Raw genomic sequence first — 13,020 nt, forward strand, 5'->3', positions numbered from 1 at the left:
GATATTTCTATTTTAATCACCAGTAAAGTATTGCAAACAAATCATGCGGCGATCGTAGCAAGAAATATAGGAATGCGTTAAGTTAGATTTTAATGAAATGTATGTGGAATTTGCTATGAAGCTATCTTTAGAAATATATCGGATTCCTGCGGCGATCGCGATCGCCATATTTTCTGGACAGTTCATCGCAGGCTCAATCTCAGCTCAAGTCATTACCCCAGCCCAAGATGGCACAGGCACGGTCGTCTTAACCAACGGACAGCGATTCGACATTACAGGGGGAACGCAAGCTGGTGCGAACTTATTTCATAGCTTCCAGCAATTTGGCTTAGATCGAGGACAAATCGCTAACTTCTTGAGCCAACCGAATATTCAAAACATCCTCAGTCGCGTTGTCGGTGGCGATCCCTCTGTAATTAACGGACTGATTCAACTTACGGGTGGAAATTCTAACCTCTACATCATCAATCCCGCAGGCATCATCTTTGGAGCCAATGCTAGCTTAAACGTACCCGCCGCCTTCACAGCCACCACCGCTAACGGTATCCAAGTCGGGAATGGGTGGTTTGGAATGAGCACCAGTGCTAGCGACCTTAAGAATCTTACAGGGACACCCAATGCTTTTGCTTTTACCAATCCTTCCGCACCACTTTCGCAAGGGCAAACTACTGGGGTAATTCTCAATCAGGGGAATCTCAGCACTCCCCAAGGACAAAGCATTACCCTTGTGGGGGGAATTGTGATTAATACGGGAACCATTTCTACACCCAATGGCAAAATTAATATTGTTGCTGTTCCCGATGGTAAATTCGTTCGCATCACACCTGAAGGGGGAGTACTCAGTCTAGATCTTCCGATTGCTGCGCAGCAAGAATTGGGAACCTCTCAAGCAATTACAGCGATCGATCTGCCAAAACTACTCACAGGAACGGGAATTACAGCACCAACACAGACTGGAACGTCAGTCATCAACGGTCAAGTATTCGCGAATAGCGGTCAGATTTCTATTCTTGCCGATCGCTATGATACGAGCAGAGCATCACTGAGTGCGGCGAATATTCAGCAGGGCTGGAATTTTGTGTTTGTAGACGGCACGATCGCCAACTATCAAACCCTAATCGATGGAACGAAAGGCGGTAGTAGTCTCACCCTAGTCAACCCAGACCAAAATGGCATCCATAAAATTACAACAACCTTAGCCAATGTTACGGGTGCGAATAGTCTACACATTGTTTCAGAAGGTGACTCTGGAAACTTCTGGCTGGGCAGAGATTTTGTGAGTCATGAGAATATTGCTCGGTATTCCTCCGATTTGCAAGCATGGCGCACGGCACTATCACCAGCAGCGAATATTTTGCTCTATGCCTGCAATCTTGCGAATGGAGACAATGGTGCGGCATTAGTCCAAGCCGTGAAGACACTTACAGGACATGAAATTGCCGCCTCAAGCAATCGCACGGGTAGTACCGCTTTAGGTGGTGATTGGAATCTGGAATATCAGACAGGTGGACAACCAGCTACGGTGATATTCAGTAATGCTACAACGCAAGCCTACAAAGAGACATTGGCAATTCTCACCGTATTGAATACCAATGACGCTGGCGCAAATTCCTTGAGAGGACAAATTGCATCCGCCATCGCAGGAGATACGATTCGGTTTGATACAACTGGCACATTTGCCACGCCTCAGACGATCGCGCTGACAACAGGCGAACTAGGAATTACTAAAAATCTATCGATTCAGGGAACTGGGGCAGGCAATCTAACGATTAGTGGCAATAATGCTTCGCGGGTTTTTAATATCTCTGGGGCGATCGCTGTAAATATCGACGGAATGACGGTAGCGAATGGTCGAGTTAGTAGTACGCAAGGCGCAGGCATCCTCGTGAATACGGGCGCTACGCTTAATCTGACCAATAGCGTTATTGCTAACAATACAATCGTTACAGCAAACAGTGGCAGTGATGGGGCAGGGTTGGCAAATAATGGCACCGCGACACTAACCAATGTGACCCTGCGTAATAACACAGCAGCCGATGATGGCGGAGGCATTAAAAACGCTGGCTTGCTAACGATTTCTAACAGCACCATTAGCAATAACACTGCAATTGGTACGAGTGGCACGAGCGGTGGCGGTGGCATCATCAATGTCACAAGTGGCACGCTGAACCTAAATAACACGATTGTCAGTGGCAATAATGCACGCGTTGGGGGAGGCTTACGCAATGATGGTACGGTAACGATCGACGGCGTTACCTTCTCGGGCAATACGGCATCATCATTTGGTGGTGCGATCGCACGTACAAACAATTCAACACTTGCGATCGCCAATAGCATCTTGTCGGGAAATACTGCTCAAACTGGCGGTGGTTTTTTTGGTATTGGAGCCGTAACACTGACTAATAGTACTATTTCAGGGAACTTTGCAAGTAATAATGGCGGTGGTATTGCTAACGTTGGAGCCGTAACGCTGACCAATAGCACCGTTTCGGGGAACTCTGCAAGTAATAATGGTGGTGGTATTACTAACATTGGAGCCATAACGCTGACGAATAGTACTGTTTCGGGGAACTTTGCAGGTAATAATGGCGGTGGTATTGCTAACGTTGGAGCCGTGACGCTAACCAATAGCACCGTTTCGGGGAACTCTGCAAGTAATAATGGTGGTGGTATTACTAACATTGGAGCCGTAACGCTGACCAATAGTACTGTTTCGGGGAACTTTGCAGGTAATAATGGCGGTGGTATTTTTGGTATTAGTAATAGCACGATTACCAACAGCACCATTACGAACAATACTGCTGATGCCGATCGCAATGGCACAGGCGATGGTGGAGGCATTTTTCGTAGTGGAGGCACATTTACAATTCGCAACTCGGTTGTGGCAGGTAATTTTGACCGAGGGCTACAGGCCCCAGACTTGGGTAGTAATGTTGTAGGTGCGGGGTTTGTGAATGGGGGCAATAATTTAATTGGGGCAAATGATGGGTTTGCCGTAATTTTCCCTAATAGCGCCCTCATAGGCACGATTGCCAACCCAGTCGATCCTAAACTCGCCCCTCTTGGCAACTATGGCGGTACGACCCAAACCCATGCGTTACTGCCTGGTAGCGTCGCTCTAGACGCAGGGAATAACGCCCTTGCTCCAATAGGAACCGATCAGCGAGGCGCGACTCGCATTTTTGGTGGCACGGTTGATATTGGCGCGTTTGAGGCTCAGGGCTTTAGTCTTACACCTCTAGCGAACACTACACCGCAAAGTACGAATATCAACACCAGTTTTGCGACGCTTTTGGGCGTGCAGGTGACAGAAAACTTTGTGAATAGTCCCATTCCAGCACCAGGTATTCTCGTGACCTTCACTTCCTTGCCCAACGGGGCAGATGGTTCATTTGCTGGGAATTCCAGCGTATTTACTAACAACCTTGGCATTGCGATCGCGCCAGTATTCACGGCAAATGGAATCCCTGGTAGTTACTCAGTTCTAGCAACAGCCAATGGATTTAAACCCGCAACGTTCTCCTTGACAAATAAGACCGTAGGTGGCTTTGGTGGCGTCTATCCCAGTCGTGAAGATTTAGAAGGACGTCAACCCAAATTGGATGAGAAAGATCTTGAGGATGTAAGCGAAATTCTCTGTCTCGATCCTGTTTTAGCAAGCGCCCAGACTACTTCCATTCCTCCTTGCAAATAGCAAGCGCAATTGTTTGTGGAAGTTCGTATAACAGCATTCGAATGCTGCGAATATTTAAGAATGCAGAATTCCCGATCGCGCGATCGCTTCTGCTTTCAAAACATATATTACCCTTGGCGCTCGCATCTGTTCTTCTTGATGAAGTGTCATACAGCCTTTGACATAGGACTTTAGGGTAGTAGGACAAGACTGGGTAGAGGTACTGACCAAATTGGCTGGAACTTTGATCGTGCCTTTAATTTTGGGGACAGCCACCGCTAAAAAGAGATTCTCCACGTTTAGGATCATGACTTCATACTGATTTACAAAGTCACTTAAGGGTTGTAGCCCCAGCATCATGGCAAGATCGATCGTCCAATAAACGCGACCGCGACGGCTCATCAGCCCTAGCACCGTGGAAGGCATATTTGGCACTGGCACAACAGCTTTTGCCTTGACGGATAAAACTTCTTGCACGATCTCAGTTTCTAGCGCCGCCAAAATTTGACCGTCCATTTGAAATTCAATAAATTGACGATGTTCGACCTTAATTTCAGACTCTAGCTCAGGTTGAGGTGATGCTTGTGCTTCACTGACAATTCCGCCATTACTAACCATGCGATCGCCCTCCCATTCCAAGTGATTTTGTAAGTAATTTTGCAAGTAATTTTTGACTCAAACTCGTAATTACAAGACTTACTTACTGTAACTACATAAATACCTGTTTCTTGACGGGTTGTAAACCGCACGATCGCTGGTTTTTGCTGATTAAGCGATCGGAAATTACTTTCACCCTGAAAGCGATTGGTATTTATGTAACAAATACTTAGTAAAGTTTGGTAACTTTTTGGGCTATTACCGTAAATTTTATTATCTACCTCTTCAGGAATACTTTAAGTCCTGCTAGGCTGACTAACATAACAAATTTTATTTTGGTTTCACCCCTTTTTTTAAATTCCCCAAAAATAGACTCGCCAAATTTAAACCGTAAAGAATTTAAACAAAGAAAAACATGAAACATTTTTGCGATGAATGGATTTACGAATGGTGCCATACAAATGGTTGGACCGATCTATTTATCGAGCGCCATACCAATTATTGGGCTTTTCCACCAGGTGCAGTCATGCCTGAGCCCATCCCCTCATCAACGCTCAGACTGATTAAAGTAGAAAAAGGTTTAAGCAAAGAAGAGAGAATTTGGTCAATTGCTGCCGTAATGGTCAGTATCAGTGCATTTCTATTGAGCTTTGCAATGAAAAACCCAATGCCAGCCACCTTAGCATTTGCCTTCGTGGCAGTTACGGTCGGGCAGATGGAAATTGAAGATTTCTAACCTCCTATAGCGATCCTATTTAGGGAGAATAGGAATTAAGGCATGCGTGTCATATCACCCGATCGGTTTACTATCTTAATCGTAGAGGATAACCCAATAAATCTTAGCGTCTTGTACGAAGCGTTGACTGATGTTGGGTATCAATTGCAAATTAATACTGATGGGCGAAATGTAGTTCCCCAAACACAGCAAAACCCTCCCGATCTGATTTTGTTAGATGTAATGTTGCCTGAAATAGATGGGTTTGAGATCTGTCGTCAACTCAAAGCTAACTCATCTACACAAGCAATTCCCGTCATTTTTATGACTGCTTTAATCGAGTTAAAAGATAAAGTGACTGGGCTTAGTTTAGGGGCAGTAGATTACATTACCAAGCCTTTTCAAATAGCGGAATTACTTGCCCGTTTGCAACTGCACCTACAGTTGTCCCATTTGAGCAAAACGCTAGAGGAGAAGAACTTAGAGTTACAATCGCTAACCCAAGAATTAGAAGAACGGGTGATGGAACGTACTGCTGAGCTTCTAGAGAGCCAGCAACGCTACCAGGCCCTAATGAATGGAGCTAGCGATGCCATTCTGTTGGCTGATGTGCAAGGAAATCTGCTTCATGTCAACAAGAAAGCAGAGCAAATGTTTGGGTACACCCGCAATGAATTAACTCAAATGCATTTGAGTCAACTGCACCCACCAGAAGCATTAATAGAGTCTAAAGCATATTTGTCTGACTTCAGACAAGGTGTCACTGACCTACTTTTGAGTAGTACCGCTTTGCGAAAAGATGGTAGTTACATTCCCATAGAAATCACAAGTAGCCTGATCGAAGTAGGCGAAGAGCGAATTATCCAAGGCATTTTTCGCGACGTGACCGAACGCAGACGGGTTGAATTGGAAAATCAAATACTACAACATCGGATGCAATTTATACTTTCATTTAGTCCAGCAGTAATCTATGCATGCAGTCCTGAAGGAAACTATAAAGTTACTTTCGTCAGTGAAAATATTTTAGAAGTTATGGGCTATACACCCGAGAATTTTATACAAGATGCTGACTTTTGGGCTAGCCATATCCATCCTGAAGATACTTCCAAATTTTTTGCAGGTTACGCTAATTTACTGGAGCAGGGAGAGCATACTCACAAGTACCGTTTTTTGCATAAGAACGGCAAATATTGTTGGATACGAGATGAAATGCGATTGGTACGAGACCATTACGATGCACCGTTCGAGATTATTGGGTGTTTTTTTGAGTTTTAAAAGTGCTGCAACCAAGTTAATTTGTACGCAGGGTAATGCTCGGGATGGTTGAGCGTCTGATATTCGCAGGAACAAATTAATGAATCTTGGGCTTTTCGTTAGGAGCAACATAAAAGCTTTCTAAGCATGCCAGTTTCCAAGTCAGGCGAAATCGTATCAGCAGAATCAATAATGCCACACTTCCACATAAAATCGATAGGGCTATATTCGTACCTGTCCATTCCACTCCGCCTAGATAATGGGAACCAATCAGGAGGGTGTGAACTACAGCCAAAATTAAGGCAGGAACTGCGAGAAGATGCAGATATCGCCAGTATTTTCCTAGTTTAAGCGCAATGCGATCGAAGCTGGTAAAAGCCGCAGGAGCCATGCATAATAGCGCGATCGCACCCAACCAAATTCCCCACCGTTGAAAGGGCAGCATAAAGGCGATCGCATCCAGATTCCATTTAAAAGAATGTTGAACCATATGTAGCGTGTGGGCAATGGATAATATAAAGGCAGTTACGCCCAAAGCCCGACGATAGCGCAGGGGAAATCCCCATAACTTGCTTATTGGACGCGCAACAAGTGCCAACATCAGACAAAATAGCGCCGCATGACCCGTATAATCGACCATCTCACCCGTTCTCAACAATGTGAGAATGCCAATAGTTAGGGTGATCCATCCTCCCATCCGAAATAGTTGGCTGCGGCGATCGCTGCTCAAAAGCGAAGCTGAAACACCTATACCTAGCATGGAAGGCAAAGTTCCCAAACCAAAGGCAAGCATTACGATCGCGCCTTTCCAAATATCCCCAGTTTCTGCTGCTTTGAGCTGGGCGATATACAAAAAACCGCAGGGAATAAATCCCCACACCATACCCAATAAAGCAGGTGTCAGCCAGTGCGATCGCAAAGAAAGTTTAGCCATTGCCGAGCCCAGTCTTTGATGCAGCGATGCGATCGCCATCGGGTTAAACAGGGGAATGCGCGGCAGTAAGTCGGGCTTAATTTGCAGAATTCCCATCCAAATCAAGAGGCTGCCCGTAAAAATCGCCAACCAATGCCGCAACCCACTATCAATGCCTGCCAGTTGACCGCCAGCCACCAGTGCCGATCCTAACGCGCCAATTCCTGCGCCCACCAAGGTATAACTCATTAACCTGCCCAAATTGAGCAACCCATGAAAGTACAGATGTCGTTGCCAAGTCTGAGCCGATGACTGCTTGCCAGAGAGTGAAAAAGCTACGGTCACTGGGCCACACATACCAATGCAATGACCAAAGCTCCCTAAAAAGCCTAAAGCGGCAACCAGCAGGAAATCTAACACTAACCCCTTCCTGTTGCTACCGTAACCTCATAGGTCAATACAAACGGGCTAAAATCGCCACCAGCTTTGGGACTACCGCTTAATTTCAGCTCATATCTACCGATTCTGGGAAAGATCACGGTTGCCCCCGGAATTCCTCGATAGCGTTCTACGGAAACTGGCTTGAGGGTTGGTATGAGTAAAGGGAACATACTAAACGATTTGATTCGCACTTCCAGCCGACAGTCGCACTGCTCTAGAGGAATAATCTCTCCGCCCCTTTTGGTAAGAGCAATCCACACGAGAGAAGGCTTTCCTGCAACAGGATTATGGCTGGGCTCTAGATGAAATAGACCGCCCACATCCCCAGAGACTTCCACTTCATGGGCATGGACTTTGGCGGGCAATGAAGACAGGGCAGATAGAGCCAACAAGCATCCCAGACCTAGATTCAAAGGCTTACGAAAAGATTTTTTTAAGGAGCAGGGAAGGAAGTCGGCGGGGTTCATAAATGCGAACGGATTGGGTAAGTATCGATAACAAAAGCAGGCGGTTTGTAGGGGAGAAGCATTCGGGATCGGTTTATCTGAATTCAAGAGATTGGTTTCGCCCTCTTCTTAAGGTGCGATCGCACCACAGACAATTCTAGCCTTAGCATCGACATTCGGGATCGTAGATTTACCATCAGCCCCAGCATGGATCAGCATCGCTGTACCACCCTGCTTGAGCAACGAATCTGCCCCTGAGCCAAGACTGACTTTCGGCAAAGTAGCTACCAAAACCCCTGTGCCATCTTCCTCAACAACGATATTGGGTAGGTCACCTGCGGCACTACCATGCTCGTGACTGCCATGTTTGTCACTATGCTGATGCCTTGGATTTGTCCCAGTAGTACTGACAGGCTTAGGGTTAAAGTGTTCTCCAGCAGACATAAAACTTGGTGGCTCGCACTTACCTACCTCATGAATATGAATCGCATGTTCGCCTGGAGCCAATCCTTGGACTTGGACGGTGACGCTCACCCCTTCTGAAGTTTGTAAGAATGTGGCAATGCCAACGAGTTCTTGCTTGGCATTCATTAACTTTGCGATCGCAATTTTATTACCTGCCTCAGCTGAAGCGATCGCATTAGAGAGCACAAGACTGCTGACAATCCCACCCATGAAACCGCGAATTAAAAATGTAGAAAACTTTCCAAACAATTTGTTCATTATGCTACTTTTTACTAGAGTTGTCCGATAAGCTATGCATACAGCCCTTTATGCTGACCTAAAATCTTTATCTATGTCAAATGACAAGCTGTCAAATATCAAGATTTTACGAGTGGGGCTAAAATATCGCTCACTTCATCTTAAATAGGAGCAATAGAAAAAGGTGGAAACCATTAGCAAAGTTAGAACGATTCCTTCTTCGCTGAAATTGTCGGTGATGTTTAAAAATGTATTTGCCATACTGGGGATTTCGTTTACCTTAATCGGGGGTGTTTCATTTATTCTTTGTGCTTCGCTCGTAAATTTCAACTCACTGAGAATTAGCGATCGAGATCCGCAAACGAATGGAAAGATAACCGAAATCATTTCTACGAATACAAAAGTCAATAGACAACGCATTTATGAATACCGATTTACATATTCAGTGCAGTCTCAGGATTTTTATGGAGCTTCCTATGATGTTCGGAACAATCTTGCGCAAGGCGATACGGTATTGGTTATTTATGCCAACACAGATCCGCAGATTTCAGTAATTAAAGGCATGAGTTCTAGTGCAATGCCTATTTGGGTATTGTTCGTGGTCATGATTTTCCCTGCCACTGGTTTGGGGTTTCTGATATTTACCTGTATTACAGGCTTAAAAAACATCAGACTACTGGAATATGGAGAAGTTGCCTATGGAAAACTTCTGAGCAGTGAGCCTACCAGTGGGCGCATTAATAACCGCATTGTTTACAAAATGACGTTTGAATTTACTGTTAGCAACGAAAAGAGAATCGCTATTGCCCAAACCCATAAACCAGAGAATCTGAGAGATGAACGGGGAGAACGCCTTGTCTACGATCGCGGCAATCCTTCAAACGCTCTATTGATCGATTCACTTCCAGCAGAAGTTAAACTCTTTTTTGATAGACTTGAAAGAGGCTATTAAAGAATCAGTTATGCATCTCATTCTCCATCGTGGTGGCGATCGCTTTGTGCTCCAGAGTGCTGAGACGGGAATTATCATGGGCTTGATGCTTCAGCCTATTCCTGGTGAGTCGATCAATATGTTTGCCTATAATTTTGGCTCTACCTACGGTCGCGATCGATTGCAGAATGTGGCTGACTTCTCTGAGCTAGATTATCTGGAGTTCTTTGCGATTGAGTCTCTAGGATTTTATGACTTCAATCGTTACCTCCATAGTCCCAATTACCAAACGATTCACACCTTATTCGCCGCAGAAGCGAAAAACCTTGGCTATAACGACACCCTCGAGAAACCTGCCCCCAATCCCCTGACACCCATGTGGGAGTTGACCCCACCCAATCCATCTGGTACGTGGAAGGTTCCTGCTTGGGGATTGTGGGTAAACGAGCAGGGTTGCTGGTTGGGCAATCGGGATGGGCTCGTCGTGGCAATCGATCGCCAAGGAGAAATTATCCTTCAGCATAAGTTGCCCCAAGCGGTACGCAGTCTGACAGGAAGCGATCGCTTGCTCTATGCCAGTTGTGACGATGGACAGATCTATGACCTGACGGGAAAACTGCCGCAAGCCGTCTATTCCGCTCGTGGTTCTCACCCACCCTGCAATAACTTTCTGCTCCATGCTTTAGCCCTCCACCGCGATCGCCTGCTCATCTTGGATGCCTACGGACATTTGACCTGCTTGGACTTAAATCTCAACCCGATCTGGCAGCAACAAACAGCAAAGTTATGTGGCTGGTTTTTGGATGCCGACGATCGCGCAATTTATCACGGGCATTCTCGCGGTGTCACCTGCTATGACTGGGAAACGGGCAAAATAATCTGGGAAAACACCGTGGAAGCCCCCGTTCTCTGCGGACAGTTGACCGATCGGGAACTCATTGTCGGTACTAGTGGGGGCAAGATTTACGCTCTAGAAAAAGTCGGGGATGTTAAGACGCGACAAACCTCCATTCGCACGCTAGCTACCTGTGATGGAGCCGTTTATGCCTGTGCCCGATCGCGAGATCGGCAAGCTCTCATTGCCGCTGACTATGGGGCAAATCTCTACAGATTCACATCAGAGGGCGAGCTACAGGGAAAGTATCCCACAGGATGCGGAGCGATCTTAACGATGCGATTGTGGGATACTTCCCTCTATGCGGTGACAACAAATGGTTGTCTTGCTTGTTTCGATCGGGATTTCAAACGGGAAGCGATCGCGACGCAATCATTTCCAATGATTGAATCACCTATGCTCTCTTCCCCTGTACCCATCAAAAAGTCAAAACAACGGATCGAAAAATCTTCTAACTTGATTCCAGCTTCGCCACAAACAATAGAGCAAGGCGTAATTGTGGAGTGCTTTAAGCAAGGTGGCAAACTAAAGGTACGGGCGATTTCGCCTGACTATCATTCAGACTGGAACGTACAGTTCCCAACGAAACTGCGGCAGGAGAGCGTTCGCTATCGGGTGGAAGCCTTAGAAGAAGCCAAGCAAGGTGGATTCTATCGCGTTGTGGGACAGATTCAACCCCTAGAAAAAACATAGTCGCGACTATGTCTGCCCATCCTTAGAGTTCGCGAACATAACCTGAGTTCGAGCTACAGGGATAATCTTACCAAGAAGCAGAGTCTCCTGTAATGTGCGATTATAGATAAACCACGGTGCGCGAACCTCTGCTAAAACCCAAGGTTGCAGTGTTTTCAATCCCTTGATGGTGCTGTCGCCTCTCGCCTTTGTCTTCGACGATGCGATCGACAATGGTTGAGCCAACAGCGACAGACCGATACAAAATTTTGGAGTCTCATGTCTTTTTCTGCCCTCGGCTTATCGAATGAAATTGTCCGTGCCGTTACCGCATGTGGCTACACCACCCCCACCCCAATTCAATTACAGGCAATTCCTGTTGTGCTTTCAGGGAGAGATTTGCTAGCTGCGGCTCAAACGGGTACTGGCAAGACGGCTGGCTTTACGTTGCCCATTCTGCATCAACTATCCAAGCATAAGAGCAACCGTGAAGTACCAAAACTCAAGCCAGCAATCCGATCGCTAATTTTGACACCTACCCGCGAACTTGCACTTCAGGTCGAAGAAAGCGTGCGCGAGTATGGCAAATATTTAAAGCTAAACTCAATGGTGGTCTATGGCGGCGTTAACATCAATCCTCAAATTCAACGACTGAAGAGCGGTGTGGATATTTTGGTCGCTACTCCAGGACGATTACTAGACCATATCCAGCAAGGCAGAGTCGATTTATCCCATGTTGAGATTTTAGTCTTAGATGAAGCCGATCGCATGTTAGACATGGGCTTCATTCGCGATATTCAAAAAATCTTGGCACTATTGCCCAAACGGCGGCAAAATTTGTTGTTTTCGGCAACCTTCTCGCCCGAGATCAAGGCATTTGCTAGCGGATTGCTAAATCAGCCTGCGATCGTCGAGGTGTCTCCTCAAAATGCCACCCCCGATTTGGTGGCGCAAAAGGTTTACCCCGTCGATCGCGAGAAAAAGCGTGAATTGCTTTCTTACTTAATTAAAGAGCAGCGCTGGTATCAGGTCTTAGTGTTTACGCGCACCAAACATGGAGCTGATCGCTTGGTTAAGCAATTAACCCAAGATGACATTCCCTCACTGGCAATTCACGGGAATAAGAGTCAGGCAGCTCGCGTCCGCGCTCTGGCAAAGTTTAAGGATGGTAGCTTACAGGTACTGGTAGCAACGGACATTGCCGCACGCGGTCTTGATATTAGCGAATTGCTCCATGTGGTTAATTTCGATCTGCCCAATGTGCCTGAAGATTATGTGCATCGCATCGGACGCACGGGACGCGCGGGGCTTAAGGGGGAAGCCATGTCGCTGGTCTGCGTGGATGAGCGCAAACTGCTCGTAGATATCGAGAAATTGATCGGGCGATCGCTGCCCCAAGAGATCGTTGAAGGCTTTGAACCCGACCAAAGCGCTAAGCCTCAGCCGATTGAAAACGGACAGCACAAACAAAAGCATCGTTACGATCAGAGAACCAACAATCCTAGGGGTAAGTCGTCCCAAACACCAAGAAAATCCCCCAATCCACCGAAAAAAGTTCAAACTGGACGAAATACTGCGAAGTTCAGTACTTGAAGTAGGGAGTGGCAATTCATGATTCGCGCGTAGGGGCAATTCATGAATTGCCCCTACGCGATGTCCGAATAGCGAATTCTTGGTCACGATCTCAACATATTCCCTAGCCACAGGGATGCATATGTCTTGTGCATTACTTTTTAAGTGAAGCAGGCTTGCTAGCGTTGGGCATGGCTCTATTCTTCATT

At 46.3% G+C, this 13,020-nt stretch carries 11 protein-coding genes; 6 read left to right on the plus strand and 5 right to left on the minus strand.

Features of this window, described 5'->3' with window-relative positions; translation table 11 throughout:
* Positions 1-115 precede the first annotated feature (115 nt).
* Entirely contained in the window at positions 116-3,694 is a 3,579-nt protein-coding gene (locus tag ACP2WE_RS14350) for a DUF4347 domain-containing protein (protein ID WP_425216228.1), read from the plus strand.
* 54 nt (positions 3,695-3,748) lie between these two features.
* Here ACP2WE_RS14350 and ACP2WE_RS14355 read toward each other — a convergent pair whose 3' ends face one another.
* Entirely contained in the window at positions 3,749-4,336 is a 588-nt protein-coding gene (locus ACP2WE_RS14355) for a chemotaxis protein CheW (protein ID WP_425216229.1), read from the minus strand.
* A 349-nt stretch (positions 4,337-4,685) separates the two neighbouring features.
* On the opposite strand from ACP2WE_RS14355, the gene ACP2WE_RS14360 reads away from it, so the two are divergent.
* Together ACP2WE_RS14360 and ACP2WE_RS14365 are read left to right on the plus strand one after the other, a co-directional pair.
* Positions 4,686-5,006, plus strand: coding sequence for a slr1957 family protein (locus tag ACP2WE_RS14360; RefSeq protein ID WP_425216230.1), 321 nt, complete (start codon positions 4,686-4,688; stop codon positions 5,004-5,006).
* A 42-nt stretch (positions 5,007-5,048) separates the two neighbouring features.
* Positions 5,049-6,260, plus strand: coding sequence for a PAS domain S-box protein (locus ACP2WE_RS14365; protein ID WP_425216231.1), 1,212 nt, complete (start codon positions 5,049-5,051; stop codon positions 6,258-6,260).
* A gap of 76 nt (positions 6,261-6,336) precedes the next feature.
* On the opposite strand, the gene ACP2WE_RS14370 is transcribed toward ACP2WE_RS14365, so the two are convergent.
* The 3 genes from ACP2WE_RS14370 to ACP2WE_RS14380 all read right to left on the minus strand — a co-directional run bounded on the left by ACP2WE_RS14370 (position 6,337) and on the right by ACP2WE_RS14380 (position 8,762).
* Positions 6,337-7,572: an urease accessory protein UreH domain-containing protein gene (locus ACP2WE_RS14370; protein WP_425216232.1), complete on the minus strand. Its 1,236-nt coding sequence runs from the start codon at positions 7,570-7,572 to the stop codon at positions 6,337-6,339.
* Positions 7,572-8,006: a hypothetical protein gene (locus ACP2WE_RS14375; RefSeq protein WP_425216233.1), complete on the minus strand. Its 435-nt coding sequence runs from the start codon at positions 8,004-8,006 to the stop codon at positions 7,572-7,574. Before ACP2WE_RS14375 ends, ACP2WE_RS14370 begins: the two co-directional genes overlap by 1 nt.
* A gap of 162 nt (positions 8,007-8,168) precedes the next feature.
* Positions 8,169-8,762: a superoxide dismutase family protein gene (locus ACP2WE_RS14380; RefSeq protein WP_425216234.1), complete on the minus strand. Its 594-nt coding sequence runs from the start codon at positions 8,760-8,762 to the stop codon at positions 8,169-8,171.
* 163 nt (positions 8,763-8,925) lie between these two features.
* Here ACP2WE_RS14380 and ACP2WE_RS14385 point away from each other — a divergent pair, with 163 nt between their 5' ends.
* Positions 8,926-9,693, plus strand: a complete 768-nt coding sequence (locus ACP2WE_RS14385; protein WP_425216235.1) for a DUF3592 domain-containing protein — start codon at positions 8,926-8,928, stop codon at positions 9,691-9,693.
* Positions 9,694-9,703: 10 nt separating this feature from the next.
* Complete coding sequence (locus ACP2WE_RS14390) at positions 9,704-11,260, plus strand: outer membrane protein assembly factor BamB family protein (RefSeq protein WP_425216236.1); 1,557 nt, start codon at positions 9,704-9,706, stop codon at positions 11,258-11,260.
* Positions 11,261-11,360: 100 nt separating this feature from the next.
* Here the strand turns inward: ACP2WE_RS14390 and ACP2WE_RS14395 are convergent, their stop codons facing one another.
* On the minus strand, positions 11,361-11,504 hold the full coding sequence (locus ACP2WE_RS14395) for a hypothetical protein (RefSeq protein ID WP_425216237.1): 144 nt from the start codon (positions 11,502-11,504) through the stop codon (positions 11,361-11,363).
* A 14-nt stretch (positions 11,505-11,518) separates the two neighbouring features.
* On the opposite strand from ACP2WE_RS14395, the gene ACP2WE_RS14400 reads away from it, so the two are divergent.
* Entirely contained in the window at positions 11,519-12,832 is a 1,314-nt protein-coding gene (locus ACP2WE_RS14400; RefSeq protein ID WP_425216238.1) for a DEAD/DEAH box helicase, read from the plus strand.
* Positions 12,833-13,020 lie beyond the last annotated feature (188 nt).

This window comes from Tumidithrix helvetica PCC 7403 (genome assembly GCF_965232925.1).
In the GTDB taxonomy this organism is placed as follows: domain Bacteria; phylum Cyanobacteriota; class Cyanobacteriia; order Pseudanabaenales; family Pseudanabaenaceae; genus Tumidithrix; species Tumidithrix helvetica.

Excerpts from the sequence above, each read along its gene's own strand:
- ACP2WE_RS14380 (WP_425216234.1), bottom strand. The coding sequence starts at position 8,762 with ATGAACAAATTGTTTGGAAAGTTTTCTACATTTTTAATTCGCGGTTTC.
- ACP2WE_RS14400 (WP_425216238.1), top strand. The coding sequence starts at position 11,519 with ATGTCTTTTTCTGCCCTCGGCTTATCGAATGAAATTGTCCGTGCCGTT.
- ACP2WE_RS14350 (WP_425216228.1), top strand. The coding sequence starts at position 116 with ATGAAGCTATCTTTAGAAATATATCGGATTCCTGCGGCGATCGCGATC.
- ACP2WE_RS14360 (WP_425216230.1), top strand. The coding sequence starts at position 4,686 with ATGAAACATTTTTGCGATGAATGGATTTACGAATGGTGCCATACAAAT.
- ACP2WE_RS14390 (WP_425216236.1), top strand. The coding sequence starts at position 9,704 with ATGCATCTCATTCTCCATCGTGGTGGCGATCGCTTTGTGCTCCAGAGT.
- ACP2WE_RS14365 (WP_425216231.1), top strand. The coding sequence starts at position 5,049 with ATGCGTGTCATATCACCCGATCGGTTTACTATCTTAATCGTAGAGGAT.